The following is a 21915-nucleotide window of genomic DNA, read 5'->3' on the forward strand; positions in this document are numbered from 1 at the left end:
CACGGACTTGATATTTTATTTCACAGTGACAGTCACAGCGTGCTTGATAGATTCGCTGACAGTCCATTCTCCTTTGACCTTTGCTGCTATCGCTACCTTATAAGTCATGCCTGCAGTAAGGTTTTTGGGCGTGGTATAAGAATTTACCGAAGCAGCGATCGACTGTGTCTGAATCCTCCACTTGCCTGCAAGATATACAGCAACACCGTAATTTGAAGCACCATCAACAGTCTTCCAGGTAAATCTGATCTGATGATAGCGTTCGCTGTACCCGATATTAGTTATCACAGGATATACAGGTGATGTAATAAGATCAATATACTCAATTTCCTTGATCTCGCCGTCTGCCGAATTGAACTTAAACCCTATGTTGACCTTATCACCAACCTCATAGAATGCGAGATTTTCATTTTCGCTGTCATAATAACCATTAGCGCGGAAACGATAAGTGCCGTTGTTATCAAATGTTATTGTAGAATAACCATTGGGTTTTATATCAATTGCGCTTATCTTGTCAGCAAACTCAGCAGATACAGTTGAAGGTTGTGCGTTTTTCAGATCAAATCTTCCTGATTCATCTTTGATCTTGCTCCATGTATAGCGCATGAACCAGCCATCAAAATCTGTTATAATGCTTGAAGAACCTGCCATCATAATTGAACCTTTGCCCGAAACAGGGAAACCTCCGGGGGGATACCCGTCCGCTTCACCCTCACCGCCGTAGAAATCGGTAAATCCGAAACCATGCCCTAATTCATGGATCTGAACGTGGGGTGTGGTCGTACCATCAGCAAGACCAAGGTAATATTTATCGCTGAGTCTTTGTCCCCAGTCACCGCCGCATCCTCCGATATCCGGGAATCCTTGAGTTGCCCATATATACATATCAAACCGCTTGTCTAATCCACCGGGATACTGATAGTTCTTATCTGAAAAATGATCGAATCTCGAAAGTGAGGACGGCGCACTTGCCATTACTGTGGGTATGTTTTTGCTTTCACCGGGCTGTATCGTATAATTCTGAACATCGGTGTAAACGACCTCGTCCGAATGAAGATCCAGAAGAAGCGATCTGTCCGCAACTGCCCATCCGACAATATTTACATCTACGTGCTGATACGGCCAGTTTTCATAGCCCACCAGCCAATCTGTCCATGCATTCAGGCAATCATCCAGTACAACTTCAAGTTTCTGACGCTGTTCGTATGTGATAGCTCTTTCAGAATGCCATCGCACCACATAGTTCAATGTACCCTTACCATCAATGATTTGATCAAAAAGGGAGTTCCAGCGGCGTGTCTGTGATCCAAGTGAATTCTCACGTACTACACGGTTTTGCCATATCCAGTCTGCTGCACTCTGATATTTGTCCGGCATATCATTTATGGAGCCGGCAGCGGCGCGTATATGCCCCGTTTGTCCGATCGAAGAAGGTACGTTTCCAACGATCATTGATCCACACATCAGCAGTGTCATTGTTGATGCTGCGATGCGTCTTAATATTTTACTAGCCATTCATGTTCCGCCTTTCAAAGCATATTTACCTGTACAAGACCTATCGATATTATCAATAAGAGACTTGATATATCCTCATGCATAATAATCAGTCATTATTTTCTCTGACTGTTATATTGCTGAAAATATACCATAATATCTGCATTTTATCAATGATTATTTCGTATCAAAAGATTGCAATTTCAATCATAATATTATTGCTGAGTGATTTAGAAAACTATGTCATACATCACATTTATACATCGTATAGATCGAGAGTTTCAAATTATAATCAGTCGATGATCACATATTGACAAAAATGCAAGGTTTTCGACCGAATCAACCATTTCAACCTTAATAAAACAGTGGTATCATGCTATTATAGGTCATTTTTTTATCGTGCAGTTATACTCAGTTCATCTCGAACAGTAGTGCTGACGGTAATGATTATTATGATCGGAGGTAATATTATGAAGAAAAAATACAAACGTATTGCAGCTTTTCTTTGCACTATGCTGACTGTGGCTTCAGTTACTTTAACAGAAATTCCCTCGGGAACTTTCACAGTTTCAGCTTCTTCATCGAAACTGGTTGCTTTTCCCGGTGCTGTTGGCGGAGGTAAATATGCAACAGGCGGACGAGGCGGTGAGGTCTATCATGTCACGAATCTAAATGACAGCGGTACAGGTTCGCTGCGTGATGCTGTCAGCAAGTCAGGACGCATAGTTGTGTTTGATGTCAGCGGAACAATAAATCTCAACAGTAATATCGTATGCAGCAGCAACATCACTATTGCAGGACAGACTGCACCGGGCGGATCGGGTGTTACACTAAAGAATTACAAGTTTGGTATGGGCGGCGATAACATCATTGTACGTTATCTGAGTTCGCGTCCCGGACCCGATAAGGCAACGAGTTCAGGCAACGATGCATGGGGAGGCGCAAAGGGCTCGAATTCCGTTGTTGACCACTGTTCTCTCGGTTGGACAACAGACGAACAATGGGGACTTTACTCCAATAACGATCACTATACTGTGCAGTACTCGGTCATAGGTCCTGCAAATTCCTGGGGAGGTCATGTTAAAGGAGTTCATGGTTTCGGACTTATGATGGGAAGAAGCAACCTTACTTTCGATCACAATCTGATCTGTCACAATGTATCGCGAAACTTTCGCGGAAAAGTAGTAGGTACCGAAACTGCTGATTTTACAAACAATATCATCTACGACTGGGGATATCAGACAGCATACGGCACGATAGGGCATGTAAATTATGTGAATAACACCCTCAAAGCCGGAAACTCAACAGCAAGTGGTTATCATTACGTGCAGGTATCATCAGATGATAAATTCAAGCTGTATCTTAACGGAAACCGAATACTCAATAAAGATGGTTCATACCGTAACAGAGAGGATAATAACTGGGCTGCCATATCTTACAATCACAGCGATAAAAATCGAAGCAACACTGAATCGATAACACCGTTCACTATATTATCAGACAATGAGAATATTTCAACTGCACTGACCTGCGAAAGTGCTGCATCATCGTATGACCACGTTATCAAATTTGCAGGAAACGGCATAACGCCTGACAAGCGTACAGCTATAGACAAACAGTGTGCTGAAGAAACCCAAAACGGCACAGGATCATGCAGCGGCACCGATCCATACAGTTCATCACAATCTGAACTCAATACCTATAAGATCCAGTGCGGAGTTAAATATGAATACCCTTCTGCTGTCTACAGCAAAGAGATAACCGATAATGACAACGATGGTATGGATGACAGCTGGGAACTGGCGAGAGGGCTTGATCCGACTGATCACGAAGACTATAAGGGCGACTATTGCGGTCAGGGCTACATGAATATTGAGTATTATATAAATGATCTTACTGTTGATTCATTTCCTGATGGTGTTGTTGAACTATCACCTTCTTCTAGTGATACAAAATACGGAGCTGTTATGGATACCACCGCTAAGTATGAGATCACAGATAATACCAACAGTTCACTTCTCGCAAACACAAAGACCTGGAGACTGGAAGACTGTGGAAACAGTTATTACAGGATCATTTCAGCTGATGACGGCAGAGAACTTTCAAGCGGAAAACAATATAAGTTCGTCAAACATGGCTCAGGATATATCATATACACAAAGTCATCTGATGATATACAGTGTGTAGACGGTAATGGTACAGTATGGAAATTAACTGTCAAAGCCGAACTTGTCAGCAGCGAACTATTCACGGAATTTACTGTGCTTGATTCCGCTCACAGTTCCGGATGGAGTATAGCAAAAGATCTTTCAGCCGGTGCATTGGTTTTTGGTGACCGTGATGTAGTGTATACTTCGATACCAGATAGTCTTACAGGTGCTGAATACCTTATAACTGCCTGCGATTCCAAACTCTATGATTCTGACCTTGCAACGTTCAGGGCAGGAAAAGATATGACAGTTTATATAGCGCTCGACAACAGAGTGTCGGCAAGACCGGTATGGCTTTCTAACTATACTAAAACAGGCATGACTATACAAAATAACAATTCTGTGACCTTTGACATTTATCAGAGAGACATAAAAAGCGGAACGATCGTCACTCTCGGAACAAACGGACAGAGTTCAAGCTGTGTAAATTATACAGTATTTGCAAAAGCATCTGTGGTTCCTGAGGAACCAGAATATCCTGAGATAATCAACATTGAATACAGTGAACAGTATCACCAGATAAGATTTACCTGGAAACCTGTGAATGGTGCCACAAACTACGCGATTGCAGTATATCTCGCGGGCAAATGGAGGATCCAGACACAGAACATACCTTCATCATCACTCAACTATACAACTCCAAAGAACCTGACTCCGGGCAAGACATACAAGGTAGCAGTTGCTGCCAAGGTTAACGGAGAATGGACAGTCAACGAATCTGTAAAGCACGCCATAACAGTAACTGTAAGATAGTTTTTCAAATAAATACAATTCTTCTGCAATTACCAAAACATAAACAATAAAAAGCCTGCATAACATATTATTGCTATGCAGGCTTTTAGTTTTGGTTCATTTTTTGATACGCACTATTGAATTCTTAGGGAAAATCAGATCAGATTTCATAGAGAACTTCATGGCTGCATGATTAGCAGTATCGATCGGCTCCCCTTTTTCATCAAACAGTTCAGATGCGATAAGAGTCACTGGTTCACCCTCAGGTGAAAGGATCTCAACCTCGTCACCTTTATTAAATTTATTTCGTTGTTCAGCGTATATCATTCCATTTTCACAGTGTTCGATAACAGCTACAACATCATATTCGCGGACGTATCCACTATTCTCATAGTACTGACTCTCACGAGGATTACCGAAAATAAATCCGGGGCAATATGCACGATGGCTTACCTTGTATACCTCGTCTTTAAGCCACTGAGGAAGCTTATAATCATCAGGTGCAGACTTATAGATATCCATTGCCTTACGGTAAGCATTAGTAATTACAGAAACGTAGTAGGAGGATTTAGCACGTCCTTCTATCTTGAAACTGTTGACACCAGCCTTAGCAAGTTTATCGATATGTTCTATAAGACACATATCCTTGGCATTAAGGATGAAGGTTCCTCGTTCATCTTCAAATATCGGATAAAACTCATCAGTTCGCTTCTCTTCCATAAGGTGATAGCCCCAGCGACATGGCTGAGCACACTCCCCTCTGTTGGCATCACGGGAAGTCAGGTACTGAGAAAGCAGACATCTTCCCGAAAAGCTGACACACATAGCACCATGAACAAAACATTCGATGTCAAGTTCATCAGGAGTCTTATCACGTATTTCTGATATTTCCTCTAGGGTAAGCTCTCTGGCAAGCACTACCCTTTTAGCGCCCATATTATAGAACTCATTAGCTGTAACATAATTAACGATACCTGCCTGAGTTGAGATATGTATCTCAGTATCAGGCGCATATTTTTTCGCAAGTGAAAGCAGACCGATGTCGGTTACTATAAGTGCATCTACACCTGCATCAACTGCATTTTTAACAAAGCCCTCAAAATGTGGTATCTCGTTGTTATGAGGCAGAGTGTTACAAGTCAGGAACACTCGTTTTCCTCTGGAATGAGTTATTTCACAAGCCTGAGCAAGAAGCTCGGGAGTAAATTTAGCAGAAGCTGCCCTCATTCCAAAAGCAGTTCCACCAAGATAGACTGCATCTGCGCCAAAATCCAGCGCAGCATGAAGTCTTTCCATATCGCCCACGGGCGAAAGTATCTCAAGAAGATCGGACATTATCTATCCCTACCAATTCTTATCATTTTATTATAGCTTATTCATTATTATCTTCGACGTTATCATCAACGACCTGGTCACTTCTGCCTGCTTTTACAAGATTCTTTTCATGCTCATCAAGTGTTTCAGCATAGAAAGTTTCGCCAGTTTCAAGATCATTACAGAAATAATAATAATTAGTTTCAGCAGGATCAAGTACAGCTTTGATAGCATCCATACCTGGATTACATATAGGTCCGGCAGGCAGACCATCAATAGCATAAGTATCATAATACTCGATGTAATGATCTATCGTAGCTTCATTTGATTCCTGAGTCTTGATGACTTTTTCTATATAGTTGTAAGTAGTATCAGACTGAAGCATCGGGAACGTATCCGAATCTTTCAGACGGTTAAGGAAAACAGATGCGACTTTTGGCATCTCTTGAACGTTGGCAGCCTCCTGCTGAACAATGGAAGCAAGAGTAATAGTCTGATTAAGACTGAGTCCACGATCATTCATCTTTTTATACAATGCATCATTGATCTTAGAATCATAGTGATCACGGAGTATCTTAGTGATATTATAAGGAGTATCATCAACATAGAACTCATAAGTATCAGGGAAAAGATATCCTTCTCTGGGGAATAGTGTGTTCTTTGAATCTGTCAGATATCCCTCAAACTTATAGCCCATATCCTTGTTGAATTCAAACAGGAAATCACCCGCAGGACATACCTTATTTTCTTCGAGCTTTTTAGCAATATCTATAAGGTATTCACCTTCAGTAAAGGTGACAGTTACCGTTTTAAAACTCTCTCTCTGCTCTGCAAGTTTATCAATAATATCAGAATATGAATCCGAAGGCTTTAACTGAATATCTCCGGGATAAATGGTATTAGCCTTCATTAACTTGACAGTATAAATAAACAGTTTTTTGTTTTTTATGATGCCGTTTTCTACAAGCAAGTCAGCAATATCATCATTGTCTGAGCCTTTAGGTATATTAAACGTGATCACATCATCACTTTTACCGATGCCATAAAACTCCATTCCAAGAGTTAATCCACTGACAGCAAGAAGAAGTGATAAAGTAAGGATAATGGTTACAAGAATTATACCGCCAAAGATAGAGCCGTTGAATCTCACACGGGACTTTTTCTTCTTTTTATTGCCTGATCTCGAATTACCTTTTTTCTTATTAGTATCAGCGCGACGTTCTTTTGAAGGATGAGATCTGTTATTTGATGACTTTCTGACTGGAATTTCATCCTCGTCATCTTCATCATCTTCTTCATCAAATCCATCGTCTGGATCTTTTCCAAAATGTTTTTTCAGATCTTCATTTACGGAAGAGATAACAGGATCATCGGTAACATCATTATTGTCTTCTGCTGATCCATCAGATACCTTCTCGGTCTCCTCCTTGGCATCAGACGATGCAGGCACTTCATTATTACTGCTTTCTGTTTTTTCTTCTTCAATAATAACAGAAGAAGTTCTTCTCCTTCTGTTATTATTTTTAAGTGAAGCTAAAAGCTCATCTATCTCGTCGATATCTGTATTCTTTTTAGTTTTTTTGTCATTGACGGAAATATCATCGGTATTATTTTTGTTGTCGCCGAGTATATCGTCGATATCGAATTTTTTGTCACTCATTCATTTTGACTTCCTTTCATTATTATTCCTTACCTTTAAGTTTGAACCAACCTTTTTCAGTAACAATATGATCAACGCTGATATCATACTTGTCCCTGGGAAGTTCACCGTCAGTCATGCAGCTCTCACAGCAAAGTCCTACAGTAATACCACTGAAGTCTGTAAGAAACCTGTCATAAAAACCTTTGCCGAATCCCAGTCTGTAACCAAGCCTGTCAAAGCTTAGCCCGGGAACAAGGCACACAGATTCCGTGAAACTGTCAATGCGTTCACAGCTGTTCTTAGGTTCCAGTATACCGAAATGACCACACTCAAGGTCATCGAAACTATCGATCCTGTAAAAATGCATGATATTGCCGTTTTCACATCTTGGACAAAGAATGCGTTTTTTTTCACCATTCATTATCCTACCGAGGATATGATCTATTATCTTCCTGGTACCGATCTCGATATCACCTGAGACATATACAAGTATATCACTGCAATTATCCAGTATGCCGTTCTGAACAAAACAGTCAAATACTTTCTGATCTATCACACTTTTTTCCTCCGTTGTGAATGAAGATCTGATATCCTTGAAGTACTTTCTCAGCTGTTGCTTGGTCAATTCTGACATTGGATACCCTTTCTGATATTTTCTGCTTTAGCAGCGGAAACAAGTTCAGATACAAGTGTAAGTGCAAAATCAACTGCAACACCCGCACCTTTTGCAGTTATGAACTTTCCATCGACCTCAACGCTCTTTTCAGAGATAACAGCTCCTTCAAGGTCTTTTTCAAATCCGGGAAAACAAATAGCTTTTTTACCTTTCAGCAGTCCCTTGTGACCGAGTATACTTGGAGCTGCACAAATAGATGCTATATATTTATCGTTCTTAACGCAATAATCTATGGCAGCCTGAACATAGTCATTGTTTTCAAGGTTGATCGTACCAGGCATACCACCCGGTAGAACTATCATATCCACATTTTCATCAAGTACGACTTTGTCCACGGTGATATCTGCAGCAAATGTAACCTTATGCGCAGCAGTAATATACTCATCTTCTACTCCCACCGTTACAAGTTCAACTCCTGCACGCCTTAAAATATCTATGGGGGCTAGAGCCTCAATTTCTTCAAAGCCGTGTGCCAGAAATACGTATACCATAGGATTTTCCTCCAATTATTTAAAACTTACTGTATATTTATGTAAAAGATATTCGGGATGATAGGATAATTTTGAACGACGAAGGCCTTCAATTCCGAGATCCTCTTCCCTGTTGATATATTTAAGATGCGACGCATATTTTTTTGCAAACTGATTGCAAATCATAGGATAAGCTCCGTTAATATCACTTCTTGCTTTTTCGATATGCACAACAAAAGTATCGCTGTTTAACTGTTCTCCCACTGTCATACCGACTATTTCATCACCGCATCGGAGTATCCCGCCTTTCAGTCCAAGATAGTCCATATTCATCAGAAAACGATGGATAGCATACTGTTCTATAGCTGCTGAGCCATTATAATCACTGCCCGAGTTATACAAGTCAGCTGCGAAAAGTATACAGTCATCGATATCATCGGAAGTGATCTCATCGAAAGACCAGTCATTATCCATGAATCTTTTTATATGATTTCTTTTGCCGTGATACTTTTTTCCCTCCAAAGCGATAAGGTTATCAGACAAATATATATAATCCGAGCTTCCGCGGTCATAGTAATATGTTATCCTATCTCCGTAAAACTCTTTCATCCATTCAAGATCACATTCCGTTACTGAACAAACTTTAAATGGATGTCCGTTATTTGTTATATATTTTTCAAGCTCGTCCAATAGCGATATCATCTGCTCTATACCCTCAGTATCACTGCGGGAACCGGCAGGTAATACAATAACAGGTTCTCCTGCGATAAAACTCATCAGTATATAATGGTCTTTACTCAGACAAATAAGGGAATCACTGAGCCTGTGCCATGCGTAATTATTTGCAAAACTGTATTCGCAGCCGCGTCTGTCAGATACCGCCAATCTTGAATTGATCTCGTCGCGGTCAGTAAGCTCGATCTTTCTGAAATCAAACATTTATTACTCTATGATCTCCGTCAGCTTATTAAATATTGCTTCAATGCTGAGAGGCTCATTTCCACAGCTGCATTCAACAATATCCCATCCTTGTTTTTCAGCAGTGAAGAGTGCCGCCTTACGGCACATATGCAAAAATTCTATGTTTTTTTCATGTATATCTTTTTTACTCTCATCTCCGCCATACCTTGCTGAAAGCAGGCGCTGAGAGATCTCGATCGGCATATCAAGGAAAATTACTTTATCCGGTTTCGGAAGACTGAGTTTACAATATTCATAATCCTCAAGCCATGCAAGATAGTTTTCCCATTCATCTTCGGGAAGTTTGGTCATCTGATAAATGCAATTGGATGTTACATACCTTGCAGCCAGAATAAGACAGCCATCATTATAGTCTTTTTCCCAGTATTTTTTGTAACTTATATATCTGTCAGAGGCATAAAAGCTTGAAGCTGCATAAGCATTGACTGCCTCCGCACTTCCGGCTATCTCTCCATTAAGATACATCTTTACAAGAGTTGAGGATGGGTCTTCATAATCAGGAAAGCTAATGGCTTTAAGCTTGACATCCTTATTTTTAAAATACTCTGAAAGCTTTTCAAACTGAGTGGATTTTCCGCTGCCGTCAAGACCTTCCAGAACGATAAGTTTATATTTCATCTTTAAGCACCTTGTATTTTTCACGAACTTCAGCTATTTTTCCGCAGGACATCTTGCCTTCTGGACATTTACCTGTGGCAACGCATGAAGGGCCTGCGTTTCTGAAAACATTCGGTGCCACTTCACAACAAAGCCTAAGCATCTCATCGGCAACTGCCTTTATTTCCCACTGTGCTCTGTTGCAGCAGCGGTGTTCAAAAAAGTTGAACAGACTTCTTACATTCATAGTCACAACGATCTTGGTCTCACAGGCATTTGGAAGAACAAATCTGGCATCTTCATTTGCTTTTTTTCTGGCATTACGCGATGCTGTTTTCTCATCCTGACCCAAGGCCATAAACTCAGCCTTGTGCTTTTCTGTAAGCAGTTCAGCGATCTTGTGATAGCTTTCTACAAGCATATCCATAGTGCGGTCAAATTCTTCCTTAGCTTCAGGCAATTCTTCTATCTCAGGGGGAGTAATGAAATCAAAACCATCCTCATTGACATAACGCTGGCTTTTCTGCGAATATGAAGCTATCCTGTGCCTTACAAGCTGATGTGAGCAGGCGCGCGATATCCCTTCGATACCAAAAGTGAAGCTGACGTGTTCCATAACGCTCTCATGACCGATGGCAGCAAGCATATTGACGAATTCAGCTGTTTTTTCTTCGGTAAGTCCATCTTTTAGAGACCCGATATCGCTGCTTGAATAGCAAAGTTTAGCTGCAGTAGCAATAATTTTTTCGGGTTCTGGAGTATGGGCTATAAGCATTACTTTCATCATTCAACTATCCTTTCATATCATATTTATATTTATTATAACATTAAATTCTAATCAAGTCAACAAATATTCGTAAATTTAACAAAATGACCACGAAAAAAAGGCAGATAAACTCTGCCTTTGAATAATTTTATAATCCTATTTGACCACAAGAAGCTGTTCTTCAGCATTTTCAAGCATAAGCTCGGTAATATTATCACCGCCCATTATTCTGGCGATCTCATATTTTCTGCCCTCGTGATCAAGTTTTCTTACGCTGGTAACAGTACGGCCGTCAACAATGTTTTTTTCAATAAGCAAATGATTATCTGCCATAACTGCGATCTGAGCAAGATGGGTAACACAGAGAACTTGTCTGTGTCTTGAGATTTCACGGAGTTTCTGACCGATTTTCTGTGCTGCTCTTCCGCTTACACCTGTATCTATCTCATCAAAGATAAGCGTATCTATCGAATCCTTTTCAGCAAGTACACTTTTCAGCGCAAGCATTATTCTTGAAAGCTCACCGCCGGAAGCGATCTTGGCTATAGGTCTAGGTTCTTCACCGACATTTGCGGATATAAGAAACTCTATATTATCCATTCCGTTCATTGTAAGCTTGCCATGCTGCTGCTCAACGACCAGCTTGACATTCGGCATATTAAGAAATCCCAGTTCTCCTGTGACCTGATCAACAAAACGTTCAGCTGCATTTTTTCTAAAATCCGAAAGTGTTTTCGCTTTAAGAGATACCTCCGTTAGCAGACGGCTTTTTTCATCTTCCAGCTCCTTGGCGCTCTGTTCCGAACTTGTCAGCTCATCTAGTTCTGCCTGACTGGTATCCAGGGTATTTATAACATCACTGAGCTCAGGACCGTATTTCTTGCATATCCTTCTAAGTTCATCTGAACGTTGATTCAGCCAATCAAATCGTTTTGGGTCAACATCAAGTCTATCAAGTATATTTGAAAGTTCTCCCGAAATATCATCGAGTTCTATTATCGCAGAATTCAATCTGTCATTGAGCGGAGCAAGTTCTGACATGATATCACTATAAGGATATATCTTATCAGAGCATTCAGAAACAAGTTCGGAAATACCGGCAGTATCATCATCACCTGAAAGAATCATCTGTGCAGCATATACTGCTTCGGATATAGCAACCGAATTTTTTGATACCTCAAGTTCTGCAGAAATCTGATTTTCCTCGTCGGGATCTGTAATATCGAGAGTACGTATCTCGGAAATTATATCTTCAAGCTCGGAAATACGCAATGCCTTCCTGCCTTCTTCTTTATGAAGCTTATTAATCTTCTTAGCAATATCCTGTAATTCACGGAAAGACTTCTGATAATCTGAGATCAGAGCTTCAGAACCTGCGTAACCGTCAAGTATATCAATATGCTTTTCCGGTGACATCAGGATCTGATTGTCATGCTGACCGTGTATATTCACCAGAATACAGCCGATATCGCGAAGAAGAGATACATTAACAGGTCGCTGATCTATTCTTGCGACACTGCCGCCGTCAGAACGTATCTCTCTTGTCAGAAGGATCTGACCTTCTTCACATTCAATACCCATATTTTTAAGCTGTTCAAGCACAGTTCCATGAATATCAGTAAAAAGCCCAGATATAACGGCCTTATCTGCCCCGGTACGGACTATATCCTTGGTAACACGCTGTCCGAGTATAGCATTGATACCGTTTATCAGTATAGATTTACCTGCACCTGTTTCACCGGTAAAAGCGTTAAAGCTCCCGTTAAACTCAATTGATGCTTTTTCAATCACTGCGAGATTTTCGATATAAAGCTCTCTTAACATTTATTTTTCGTCCTTGCTGTACAAAATAGTATTAAGCTCGCGCACTAGTCTTTCGGCATCTTTCTGTGTTCGCATAAGCATGAAGATAGTATCGTCGCCGGCAATGGTACCAACTGAATTCTCTATATCAGTATTATCAAGTTTAGCACATACTGCCTGAGCCATACCGACATGGCATTTGATAACAACGGTATTTATAGCATGATCTACACATATAACAGAACTATGTAATAGTCTGAGTGTATCACTGCTGCCACTGTCAAGTCCTTCCCTGCTAAGACGGGGTACAGAGTATCTGCTGACACCAAGTTCATCGCTGACCTTTATCAGTGATAACTCTTTTATATCCCTGGAAAGAGTAGCCTGTGTCACTGTCATACCATTTTCTTCCAAAGCTGCTCTGAGATTTTCCTGAGTATCTATGACTCTTTCCTGAACAAGCCGAAGTATAAGTTCATGACGATCGGTTTTCATAATTATCCCTCCGTATCTTTAAGAGGTCTCATAAGTTTATTATTGACCGATGAAAAAAAGCTTCCGCCACAGATATCAATGATGTCAAGACTTTCCTTTGCACGGCGTATACTTATCTCATCACCGTCAGACAACCTGTAAACAATATTTCCATCCACATTGAGATGTACATGGGCATTATCTGCTGTATGGCATTTTACCTTGATATCGCTGGAAGACGAGAAAATCATCGATCTGGCAAATAACGTATGAGGGCATATCTGAGTAAATTCTATACACTCCATCTCAGGTTCTATTATAGCACCGCCTGCTGAAAGTGAATAAGCCGTTGCACCTGTTGCTGTGGAAAAGATAACACCGTTCGCTCTGATTAGAGAAACTATCTGACCATCTTTGACAACTTCAAAATCAGAGATCTTACAGTCATCAGACCTTGACACAACAACATCATTCAAAGCTGAATAGGTGTCTTCCTTGCCGCTTGCAGATGCTTCAAGCATCATTCTTCTGCTGATAGTATACTTGCCTTCCTTCAGGTTACGAAGAAGATCAAGCTGAGAATGCTCAAGGGATGCCATAAAGCCAAGTCTGCCGCAGTTTATTCCGAGTATAGGTGTTTTAAGACGTGAAGCACGACCGGCACACTTAAGTATCGTACCGTCACCGCCGATCGCTATAATAATATCAGCATTATCCATGCACTCCTCTGTGCTGCCGAAAACCATACCTTCAACATCTGAAAAAACGTCTTTATACTTCTCACTTACAGAGAAACCTATACCGCAGCTGCGAAGGACATTACAAGCCTCAACAGTAAATTCTTCACAGCGATTTTTTCCAAGATTCGGATATAAAAATACTTTCATTTCAATCACCTACTAAAAAAGCATTGTCAACAAGCTTTTTCAAATCAATAGGAGCAGACTTGGACATACCGTCTTTAACAAGATAAGCCAAATATTCCCTGTTTCCGTCACCTCCGGTTATTACTGACGGAACGATACCCTTTACAGATAATCCACAATCAGTAAAAAACACAGTCATACTGCTAAGAACACGGAGATGATCCTTTTTATCCCTGACAATACCTTTTTTGTTTAAAGCTGACTTTCCGGCTTCAAACTGCGGTTTGATCAGTACCGCCATTTTACCGCCCGTTCCTAGACATGACACCAGCGCAGGAATGACCTGTGTCAGAGATATGAAGGAAAGATCAACACTGATGAATCCGACAGATTCAGAGAAATCGTCAGGTGTCAGATATCTTGCATTAACACCTTCCATATTGATAACACGCTCATCTTTAACAAGGCTTTCGTCCAGTTGACCGTGGCCTACATCTACAGCATAAACCAGTCTGGCTCCGCGTTTAAGCATACATTGGGTAAAGCCTCCGGTCGAAGCGCCAATATCAGCACATACAACATCGGATATATCAAGCTGAAAAGCTTGAAAAGCTGTTTCCAGTTTGATAAGACCTCTTCCAACATAGTCAAAGCTGCTGTCATCTACCTCGATCAGATCGCTGTCACCAACCTCGGCAGCAGGCTTGGTACAGACCTTGCCGTTTATCCTGACACAGCCTGACTTGATCATAGATTTGGCTCTTTCCCTGCTTTTAGCTAAAGCCTTTTCTGTAAGATAGATATCAAATCTCATGTCCTATCCTTTCTTCGATAGTACGAGCTATTTTATCTGCCGAAAGTCCAAGTTCATCCAGAAGCACATCGGGTTCACCATGATGTACCAGGGACTTTATATTGAAGGCTTCAACATTTCCGCAAAGTGCAGATAGTTTCTGTGAAATAGAGCCTTCAGAATAAGCTTCTTCAAAAAAGAATACCTTATCATATTGCTTTAAAGTATCAATAACAGTATCTGACAAGGGAAATATCTTTACAAGCTTCATAACGTCACAATCTATATTTTTACTTCTAAGAACAGAAGCAGCCTTTTCAACGTTGCTGTATATTCTACCGTATGATACAAGCAGTACTGAACTGTTGTGTTCAGTTATATAAGTGCCTGTGCTGACAGTGTCAAGTAAATTACCTGACGGTTCTTTTCCTCTCGGATAACGTACTGCAACGATACCCTTATCCTCAAATACAGCTTTTTTAAGGCACAGCCTAAGCTCGTCATAATTTGAAGGAGAATATATAGTTATATCCGGAACAGCTGTCAGGAAAGATATATCAAAAATACCCTGATGAGTCTCGCCATCACTGCCCACTATACCTGCACGGTCAACACATATAACAGCATGAAGACCTCCTATAGCAAGATCATGTATAAGTTGATCATAGCTGCGCTGTAAAAAAGTGGAATATACAGCAAAAACAGGTATCATGTCTGCAGAGGCAAGACCTCCGCAGAAAGTAACTGCGTGTTCCTCAGCTATTCCTACATCGAAAAATCTATCGGGAAAACTCTTTGCAAAATATTGCAGACCTGTACCGTATTTCATAGCTGCCGTTATTGCACATATACGTTTATCTGAACGAGCCAGCCTGCAAAGTTCCTTACCCATTACAGTAGAAAAACTGTCAGCACTGACCACATCCGGATTACCTGTGGATATTTCAAATGATCCGACACCGTGAAATTCACCCGGATTAGCCTCTGCCGGACCGTAGCCCTTGCCTTTTATTGTATTTACATGAATGAAAACAGGTTTTCTGAGTGATTTTGCTGCACGCAGCCCTGCTTCAAGCTCTTCTATATTATGACCATCTATAGGTCCAATAAATTCAAAACCAAGCTCATCAAACATTGTGCTGTGAAGAAGCATATTTTTGAATGCATTCTTGGATGATCTGACAACATACTTGACCGGCTGACCTACTACAGGTGTAGCATCAAGTACTTTTTCTACGGCAGATTTAGTCTTTTTATACGAGGATTTAGTTCGCAACGTCGAAAGATATTTTGCCATACTACCCACATTACGAGAAATTGACATCTCGTTATAATTGAGTATAACTATGATATTCGTATCGCTCTTACCCGCATTATTGAGCCCTTCAAAACTCAATCCGCCCGACATAGCGCCGTCACCAAGTACAGCGATGGCGTGGTGATGATCACCTTTCAGCTTATTAGCGTAGGCAATACCAAGAGCTGCTGAGATGGAATTTGAGCTATGTCCGCTTATAAAAGCATCATGCTCGGATTCATCGGGACGGCAAAATCCGGATATCCCACCCTCTTTACGAAGGGTAGAAAATTTATCGCGCCTGCCTGTAAGGATTTTATGTGTGTAAGCCTGATGACCTACGTCCCATACTATTTTATCCTTCGGAGAATCAAAAACCCTGTGCAGAGCTACTGTAAGCTCAACTGTACCAAGATTTGAAGCCAGATGCCCGCCGTTTTTTGAGACAGTCTTTATCAGCATTGTCCTTATTTGTCTGCAAAGATCATTACACTGTTCAGTCGTCAGCTTTTTGAGGTCTGCAGGCAGATCAAGACGATAAAGATCAACTTTTTTGTCCGCCATTAATCTTTAACTCCCTTCGCTGAGATCATGAGCGTCTTTCAAGCAGCTCGCGGGTAAGCTCGAAAACAAATTCGTTATTTTCAAAATTCTTCAACGCACCAAGAGCCGTGACAGTAAGCTGAGCAGCTTTCTGTCTTGAACGCTGCAGTCCAAGCAGTGAAACATAGGTATTCTTATGCTGTTCGCTGTCGCTTCCAATCGGTTTTCCAAGCTCTTCAAATGTGCCAGTAACATCAAGGATATCATCCACGATCTGGAAAGCTCTGCCCATAGCCTGTGCATAATCTGCAGCTGCTGGGATGTATTCCATCTTTCCGGAAAGCACGACTCCCATAACACAGGCGGCTTCAATAAGAGCACCAGTTTTACATGATTGAAGCCGATTCAGTGTTTCGATATCTATTACTTCATTTTCTGTTTCAAGATCTATTACCTGACCGCCGATCATACCATCAGTTCCTATGGCCTTTGAAAGAACTGAAACGAGCATAACAGCAGTTTCAGCGGAGATGGTCCCCTCCATAGCACAATCAGTTATAACTTCAAAAGCAAGTGTATTGAGGGCATCACCTGCAAGCAGGGCTATATCCTCACTAAACGCCTTATGACATGATGGTTTTCCTCTTCGGAAATCATCGTTATCCATACATGGAAGATCATCATGTATCAATGAGTAGGTGTGAATAAGCTCTACCGAACAAGCGACCTTTATCATTTTATCGATATCCTCTCCGCCGCACATACGGTAGAATTCAAGCACCAATATCGGTCTGAGCCTTTTACCGCCGGCTGTAAGGGAATACTCCATAGCTTCCAGTACAACACTCTGAAGTTCTGGTTTATTTTCAGTGAATCTCAACAGCTGCTCATCTATTTTAGCACAGTAGGCTTTCAGTAGCTGTTCGTGTCTATCAGTCATCTGTATTATCTCCGTTCATATTTTTTACAGTGAGCTTTGCGTTTTCCAGCATTTTTTTGCTGTCCACAGTCAGACCCACGCCCTCTTTATAAAGATCAAGCGCCTTATCAAGAGGAAGTTTATCACTTTCAAGCTGCCTGACTATATCATCAATTCTCTGCAGATTTTCTTCAAATGTCATTTATATCAGCCTTTCGGTCATTGATCTTAGTTATTACAGCATTCGCACTGCCATCGGAAAACCTCACTAGGACATCCATGCCCTCCTTTAGTTCACTTACAGAAGTCACGGCTGTGTCATCGTTTTCTACAAGCGCATATCCTCTTCCAAGAACATTGAAAGGACTGAGAACCTGCAGCTGCGATGCAGCCCTGTCAAGCCTTAGTTCACTTAGCCTGAGTTTGTTTTCAAAAAGCATCCTGAGTTTAGTTTCAGCTTCTTTTAGTCGTTTTTCTGATTCAATAAGGCGACGTTTAGGTGATGATGCTTTCAGCCTGGTATCAAGCTTTTCTACATCGATCATTTTTTCACGCAGGTATAAGCCAAACGCCGTGTCCAGCCTTGCTTTCATTACATTAACAGATGAATAGAGATCCGTAATATCGGGCGTAGCAAGTTCAGCAGCTGCTGACGGAGTCGGTGCACGCATATCAGCGGCATAGTCTGTAAGCGTTGTATCAGTTTCGTGGCCAACAGCAGATATTACCGGTGTAGCACATTCAGCCACAGCCATGACAACGCATTCGGAATTGAAAGCATTAAGGTCTTCTGAAGAACCTCCGCCCCTTGATAAAATGATCGTATCAGCACCACTTATGTCAGCAGCTCTCAAAGCAGCTGCTACAGAAGCAGGCGCAGTATCACCCTGTACTGTAGCCGGATATATCTCTACTGTACATAAAGGATATCTTCGCCCGACGATATTAAGTATGTCCTGCAAAGCAGCACCGCCAGATGAAGTTACAACAGCAAGCTTTTTCGGTACAAGCGGTATCTGCTTCTTTTTTTCTTGATCAAATATGCCAAGTTTTTTCAATTTCTCTTTGAGGAGCTCTGTCTGTGCGTAAACTATACCGGTATTACCGAGCATAGCTATCTCTGTAGCGATTATCTGACAGCTGCCCTCTCGTTCATAGACCTCGACATCGCCCATAACAAGGACGCTCATACCATTTTCAGGCAATGCTTTCAGCTTTTTTACACGTCCTGCGAACATGATGCATTTTATCGAACTTGATTCGTCCTTTATTGTAAAAAATGCATGACCGGTCTTGAAATGTATATTGAAATCAGATATTTCTCCTTTTACAGCAGCGCCTTTAAATTTAAGTTCCTGCTTTATCTTGAAAGCCAGCATTCTGTTCAACTGACTTACTGTAAGTACGCTCATTAAGCCTTTCCTTTCAATGCTGCATAAAGTGCAATTCCAACTGCATTATCCCCTGAAAACTCAGGAGCGGCAAAATATGCGTCAAATCTGTTGGAAAGCTGATCGGCAATAAGCTTATCCGCCATGACACCTCCTGCATATATAACAGGCATATTTCCATATTTTTCAAGACCTGCCTTGGTCATCATTGAAATTGTCTCACAGATATAATCCAGACAGAACTTAGACGTATCCTCAGGTGACTCCCCTTTTTCAAGCATAGCTTTACATTTATTTTCAATGCCTGAAAGAGAACAGTCCATCCCGTTAACAGAAGGTTTGATCCTGAAATCCCTGCTGCTTTTACGAGCAAGTGCCTCTAACTTCTCACCGCATGGAAAATCAAGCCCAAGCCTGACACCAAGCCTGTCGATGCACTGACCTGCTTTAAGGTCAGTAGAATGTCCTGCTACTGTCAAAGAAATGACCTTTTCTTTGTCCCTTTTGCACAGCAGCATATCAGTTGTACCGCCGCTGACATGGAACGCAAGAAAAGGCTCGTCATTTTCAAGAAGTCCGAGTTTGCCGCAGGAATAAAGAGCTGCGAGCACATGCCCCTTCTGGTGAGAGGTTCTTGAGGGTTCTATACCCAGAGATGCTGATACAGCTCTGCAAACATTTTCTCCAACCAGAAAGCATGGCATATAAGACCCTTCAACTTCTCGTGGAGCATAGGAATAAGCACAGCCAGATAGTTTTGGCACACCGTCAAACAATTCCTCCATAAGCTCAGGAAGCTGTTTTGTATGATGAAACACAGCATCAGATTGTCTTAAACCGCGTTCACCTTTTTTTACAGGCAGCAGCTTTCTGCAGGACTTCACAATGCCTGTACAGCTGTCATACAACGCACAACTCGTTCTGTAATTACTGGTGTCTATACCTAAGTATATGCCCATTAATCCTCGTCCTTTTTGATATCCTTAGCAAATGAACCAAGAAGACCATTAACAAAAGCGATATCAGGTTCAAGCGCATATTTTTCAGTAAGACTTACAGCTTCACTTATGGCAACATTAACAGGAACCTTATCATCATAAAGTGCCTCATAAATAGCCAATCTGAGTACAGACAGATCAACTTTCGGAATACGGCTTACAGCACGCTTGTCAGAATATTTGGATATGATAGAATCAAGCTCATCCTGCTTTTCAAATATACCACGAACAAGAGCCTTGACCTCATCATCTACCGAAATGAATTCGCCCAGTTCCTGAGCGCTATTAAATATATTTTCCAGTTCATCATCCATAAACAGCTTTTCAAAAGACAGCAGAAACGCAGCCTGCCTTACTTCTCGTCTACCTGCCACAAAAACACTCCTAACAAAAAATAATTTGATACACCGATGTTATCAGTGTCAGTCTTCATTAAAATGTACACCGCAAACAGTTACATTTACCTTGGCAACAGTTAATCCAAGCATAGTTTGCACGGCACTCTTGACCTGATCCTGGATCATCTCGGATGCTGAAATAGCATTAGTGCCGTTATTAAGTATGACACCTATCGAAACGGAAAGAACGTCATCAACAAGACCAATCCTAATATTTCCGACGCTTTCCTGTCTGAGCCATATTTGTCTTGGAGTCTTCATAACAGGTGCAACGCCGTAAACACCCTCAACTTCAGTTATGGAATTTGTTATTATCTGTGCTATAACATCCTGATTAATATGAAGACTTTTTTCGACCTTATTGGTGTTTTCTGACATAATGATACCTCCCGTAAATGGATAAGCGGGACATTTGCCCCGATATTTGTATACTTGAATATATTATAACATATTATTCTTCAAAAGTAAAGACGCAGAGCAATAAAAGTGTATATTTTTTCTTTTAGTGAACTTAAATTTGTATTTAAATCACTGTCACCGCTCCTCCAAAATGTCATCCAAAAGTGAACGTATCCTGTCAAGGACAGATACCGTATTTTGTCCATGAAAAAGCATCGAAAAAAAACAAACTGACTGATCAGGCATTTGTATAACGCAAATGCCTGATTTTTCCTTTTTCGTCTCGCACTTTGCCCAACTTCGAACTTGTTTTTTGCCATTATGCTCAAATTTTATGTTATAAATTCAAATTATATTAATACAAACTTGACATAATGGTTAAATGATGATAAAATAAATACATGAACTGGATGTTAAATATCCAAAAAGGAGTTGAAAAAATCCATGCGGAATCATTATTATCAGATAGATAGAGAGATCGACAGACATGGCATAACTGCGCCCCTTTTCAATTTAATACTATAGTGATAGAAGCGTACTCTTGGGGATAAGTGTTTTCCAAAAGGGTGCGCTTTTTAATAGGAGGTAGATCATTATGAATCAAAAACAAGGCATAACACTTACAAAAAAACAGCTGGTAATAGTAGCAGCGATAATCGTACTGCTGATAGCTGGAGGGATCGTGTTGGGGATAAATCTGAGCAGGAAAAACTCGGATAGAATTGGTGATACAAAACCCACACAGCAGGATACAACTTCAAAAGCTAATATTATCGAGCTTGACGAAAATGCAGGCGAATACACAGGCGAAAAACCAAAGGACAACGGAGGTGCTGCCGAAGGTATCAAGATACCCGGATATCCATCCATAACCATAGCCAAGGACACTCAGGACGTCACAATGGCGCTGTTGAACCCAGAGGGCAACCCTTGCTATTTCAAGTTCGTTATAGCACTGAAAGATACCGATGAGATTATCTTTGAATCGAAATACGTTAAGCCCGGTGACTGCATCTACGATGTACACCTTACAAAATCCCTTGAGGAGGGCGAATATCCCGCAGTTATAAAAATATCAACAATATCCCTCGACGGTGAAACGCCATTGAACGGTGCGAACGTTGAGACGGTACTGATAGCTAAGTAAAGGAG

The 21915-nt window shown here is 41.0% G+C and carries 20 protein-coding genes and 1 pseudogene; 2 read left to right on the forward strand and 19 right to left on the reverse strand.

The features are described 5' to 3' along the window. Positions 1–15 precede the first annotated feature (15 nt). Positions 16–297 (reverse strand): annotated as a pseudogene (locus RUMAL_RS21775) (hypothetical protein); the annotation flags it as partial. Between the two features lie 1667 nt (positions 298–1964). Between RUMAL_RS21775 and RUMAL_RS09900 the strand changes: the two are divergent. Next, positions 1965–4457, forward strand: a complete 2493-nt coding sequence (locus RUMAL_RS09900) for a fibronectin type III domain-containing protein (protein ID WP_013498607.1) — start codon at positions 1965–1967, stop codon at positions 4455–4457. 96 nt (positions 4458–4553) lie between these two features. Here the strand turns inward: RUMAL_RS09900 and RUMAL_RS09905 are convergent, their stop codons facing one another. The 18 genes from RUMAL_RS09905 to RUMAL_RS09990 all read right to left on the reverse strand — a co-directional run bounded on the left by RUMAL_RS09905 (position 4554) and on the right by RUMAL_RS09990 (position 20742). Next, positions 4554–5771 carry a peptidase U32 family protein gene (locus RUMAL_RS09905; protein WP_013498608.1) on the reverse strand — a complete coding sequence of 406 codons (1218 nt, stop codon included), beginning with the start codon at positions 5769–5771 and terminating at the stop codon, positions 4554–4556. Between the two features lie 37 nt (positions 5772–5808). Further along, entirely contained in the window at positions 5809–7410 is a 1602-nt protein-coding gene (gene mltG, locus RUMAL_RS09910) for an endolytic transglycosylase MltG (RefSeq protein ID WP_013498609.1), read from the reverse strand. A gap of 22 nt (positions 7411–7432) precedes the next feature. Continuing rightward, positions 7433–8026: a 5-formyltetrahydrofolate cyclo-ligase gene (locus RUMAL_RS09915; protein WP_013498610.1), complete on the reverse strand. Its 594-nt coding sequence runs from the start codon at positions 8024–8026 to the stop codon at positions 7433–7435. Continuing rightward, positions 8014–8559: a DJ-1 family glyoxalase III gene (locus RUMAL_RS09920; RefSeq protein WP_013498611.1), complete on the reverse strand. Its 546-nt coding sequence runs from the start codon at positions 8557–8559 to the stop codon at positions 8014–8016. The genes RUMAL_RS09915 and RUMAL_RS09920 overlap by 13 nt, the downstream gene beginning before the upstream one ends. A gap of 15 nt (positions 8560–8574) precedes the next feature. Next, positions 8575–9477 (reverse strand): DUF2156 domain-containing protein, encoded by a 903-nt coding sequence (locus tag RUMAL_RS09925; RefSeq protein ID WP_013498612.1) that lies wholly within the window; start codon positions 9475–9477, stop codon positions 8575–8577. A 3-nt stretch (positions 9478–9480) separates the two neighbouring features. Beyond that, positions 9481–10137: a dTMP kinase gene (locus RUMAL_RS09930; protein WP_013498613.1), complete on the reverse strand. Its 657-nt coding sequence runs from the start codon at positions 10135–10137 to the stop codon at positions 9481–9483. Next, positions 10127–10903 (reverse strand): FAD-dependent thymidylate synthase, encoded by a 777-nt coding sequence (thyX, locus tag RUMAL_RS09935; RefSeq protein WP_013498614.1) that lies wholly within the window; start codon positions 10901–10903, stop codon positions 10127–10129. Before thyX ends, RUMAL_RS09930 begins: the two co-directional genes overlap by 11 nt. A 135-nt stretch (positions 10904–11038) precedes the next feature. Further along, entirely contained in the window at positions 11039–12706 is a 1668-nt protein-coding gene (gene recN / locus RUMAL_RS09940; RefSeq protein WP_013498615.1) for a DNA repair protein RecN, read from the reverse strand. Then, the gene (gene argR, locus RUMAL_RS09945) at positions 12707–13180 is read right to left on the reverse strand and encodes an arginine repressor (RefSeq protein WP_013498616.1); all 474 of its coding nucleotides are present in this window, start codon (positions 13178–13180) and stop codon (positions 12707–12709) included. A gap of 2 nt (positions 13181–13182) precedes the next feature. After that, on the reverse strand, positions 13183–14046 hold the full coding sequence (locus tag RUMAL_RS09950; protein WP_013498617.1) for an NAD(+)/NADH kinase: 864 nt from the start codon (positions 14044–14046) through the stop codon (positions 13183–13185). Position 14047: 1 nt separating this feature from the next. Then, positions 14048–14839 (reverse strand): TlyA family RNA methyltransferase, encoded by a 792-nt coding sequence (locus tag RUMAL_RS09955; protein ID WP_013498618.1) that lies wholly within the window; start codon positions 14837–14839, stop codon positions 14048–14050. Then, positions 14829–16679: a 1-deoxy-D-xylulose-5-phosphate synthase gene (dxs, locus tag RUMAL_RS09960; protein WP_013498619.1), complete on the reverse strand. Its 1851-nt coding sequence runs from the start codon at positions 16677–16679 to the stop codon at positions 14829–14831. The genes RUMAL_RS09955 and dxs overlap by 11 nt, the downstream gene beginning before the upstream one ends. A gap of 25 nt (positions 16680–16704) precedes the next feature. Further along, a complete protein-coding gene (locus tag RUMAL_RS09965; RefSeq protein WP_013498620.1) occupies positions 16705–17598 on the reverse strand; it encodes a polyprenyl synthetase family protein in 894 nt (297 codons plus the stop codon). After that, positions 17591–17779 (reverse strand): exodeoxyribonuclease VII small subunit, encoded by a 189-nt coding sequence (xseB, locus tag RUMAL_RS09970; RefSeq protein WP_013498621.1) that lies wholly within the window; start codon positions 17777–17779, stop codon positions 17591–17593. Before xseB ends, RUMAL_RS09965 begins: the two co-directional genes overlap by 8 nt. Then, complete coding sequence (gene xseA, locus RUMAL_RS09975; RefSeq protein ID WP_013498622.1) at positions 17769–18989, reverse strand: exodeoxyribonuclease VII large subunit; 1221 nt, start codon at positions 18987–18989, stop codon at positions 17769–17771. Before xseA ends, xseB begins: the two co-directional genes overlap by 11 nt. After that, positions 18989–19927 carry a tRNA (adenosine(37)-N6)-threonylcarbamoyltransferase complex transferase subunit TsaD gene (locus tag RUMAL_RS09980; protein ID WP_013498623.1) on the reverse strand — a complete coding sequence of 313 codons (939 nt, stop codon included), beginning with the start codon at positions 19925–19927 and terminating at the stop codon, positions 18989–18991. The genes xseA and RUMAL_RS09980 overlap by 1 nt, the downstream gene beginning before the upstream one ends. Next, positions 19927–20340, reverse strand: a complete 414-nt coding sequence (nusB, locus tag RUMAL_RS09985; protein WP_013498624.1) for a transcription antitermination factor NusB — start codon at positions 20338–20340, stop codon at positions 19927–19929. The genes RUMAL_RS09980 and nusB overlap by 1 nt, the downstream gene beginning before the upstream one ends. A 48-nt stretch (positions 20341–20388) precedes the next feature. After that, entirely contained in the window at positions 20389–20742 is a 354-nt protein-coding gene (locus RUMAL_RS09990; RefSeq protein WP_013498625.1) for an Asp23/Gls24 family envelope stress response protein, read from the reverse strand. 616 nt (positions 20743–21358) lie between these two features. On the opposite strand from RUMAL_RS09990, the gene RUMAL_RS20770 reads away from it, so the two are divergent. After that, a complete protein-coding gene (locus RUMAL_RS20770; RefSeq protein ID WP_013498626.1) occupies positions 21359–21910 on the forward strand; it encodes a hypothetical protein in 552 nt (183 codons plus the stop codon). Positions 21911–21915 lie beyond the last annotated feature (5 nt).

This window comes from Ruminococcus albus 7 = DSM 20455 (assembly GCF_000179635.2).
GTDB classification, from domain to species: Bacteria; Bacillota; Clostridia; order Oscillospirales; family Ruminococcaceae; genus Hominimerdicola; species Hominimerdicola alba.

Excerpts from the sequence above, each read along its gene's own strand:
- RUMAL_RS09900 (WP_013498607.1), top strand. The coding sequence starts at position 1,965 with ATGAAGAAAAAATACAAACGTATTGCAGCTTTTCTTTGCACTATGCTG.
- RUMAL_RS09905 (WP_013498608.1), bottom strand. The coding sequence starts at position 5,771 with ATGTCCGATCTTCTTGAGATACTTTCGCCCGTGGGCGATATGGAAAGA.
- mltG (WP_013498609.1), bottom strand. The coding sequence starts at position 7,410 with ATGAGTGACAAAAAATTCGATATCGACGATATACTCGGCGACAACAAA.
- RUMAL_RS09915 (WP_013498610.1), bottom strand. The coding sequence starts at position 8,026 with ATGTCAGAATTGACCAAGCAACAGCTGAGAAAGTACTTCAAGGATATC.
- RUMAL_RS09920 (WP_013498611.1), bottom strand. The coding sequence starts at position 8,559 with ATGGTATACGTATTTCTGGCACACGGCTTTGAAGAAATTGAGGCTCTA.
- RUMAL_RS09925 (WP_013498612.1), bottom strand. The coding sequence starts at position 9,477 with ATGTTTGATTTCAGAAAGATCGAGCTTACTGACCGCGACGAGATCAAT.
- RUMAL_RS09930 (WP_013498613.1), bottom strand. The coding sequence starts at position 10,137 with ATGAAATATAAACTTATCGTTCTGGAAGGTCTTGACGGCAGCGGAAAA.
- thyX (WP_013498614.1), bottom strand. The coding sequence starts at position 10,903 with ATGATGAAAGTAATGCTTATAGCCCATACTCCAGAACCCGAAAAAATT.
- recN (WP_013498615.1), bottom strand. The coding sequence starts at position 12,706 with ATGTTAAGAGAGCTTTATATCGAAAATCTCGCAGTGATTGAAAAAGCA.
- argR (WP_013498616.1), bottom strand. The coding sequence starts at position 13,180 with ATGAAAACCGATCGTCATGAACTTATACTTCGGCTTGTTCAGGAAAGA.
- RUMAL_RS09950 (WP_013498617.1), bottom strand. The coding sequence starts at position 14,046 with ATGAAAGTATTTTTATATCCGAATCTTGGAAAAAATCGCTGTGAAGAA.
- RUMAL_RS09955 (WP_013498618.1), bottom strand. The coding sequence starts at position 14,839 with ATGAGATTTGATATCTATCTTACAGAAAAGGCTTTAGCTAAAAGCAGG.
- dxs (WP_013498619.1), bottom strand. The coding sequence starts at position 16,679 with ATGGCGGACAAAAAAGTTGATCTTTATCGTCTTGATCTGCCTGCAGAC.
- RUMAL_RS09965 (WP_013498620.1), bottom strand. The coding sequence starts at position 17,598 with ATGACTGATAGACACGAACAGCTACTGAAAGCCTACTGTGCTAAAATA.
- xseB (WP_013498621.1), bottom strand. The coding sequence starts at position 17,779 with ATGACATTTGAAGAAAATCTGCAGAGAATTGATGATATAGTCAGGCAG.
- xseA (WP_013498622.1), bottom strand. The coding sequence starts at position 18,989 with ATGAGCGTACTTACAGTAAGTCAGTTGAACAGAATGCTGGCTTTCAAG.
- RUMAL_RS09980 (WP_013498623.1), bottom strand. The coding sequence starts at position 19,927 with ATGGGCATATACTTAGGTATAGACACCAGTAATTACAGAACGAGTTGT.
- RUMAL_RS09990 (WP_013498625.1), bottom strand. The coding sequence starts at position 20,742 with ATGTCAGAAAACACCAATAAGGTCGAAAAAAGTCTTCATATTAATCAG.
- RUMAL_RS20770 (WP_013498626.1), top strand. The coding sequence starts at position 21,359 with ATGAATCAAAAACAAGGCATAACACTTACAAAAAAACAGCTGGTAATA.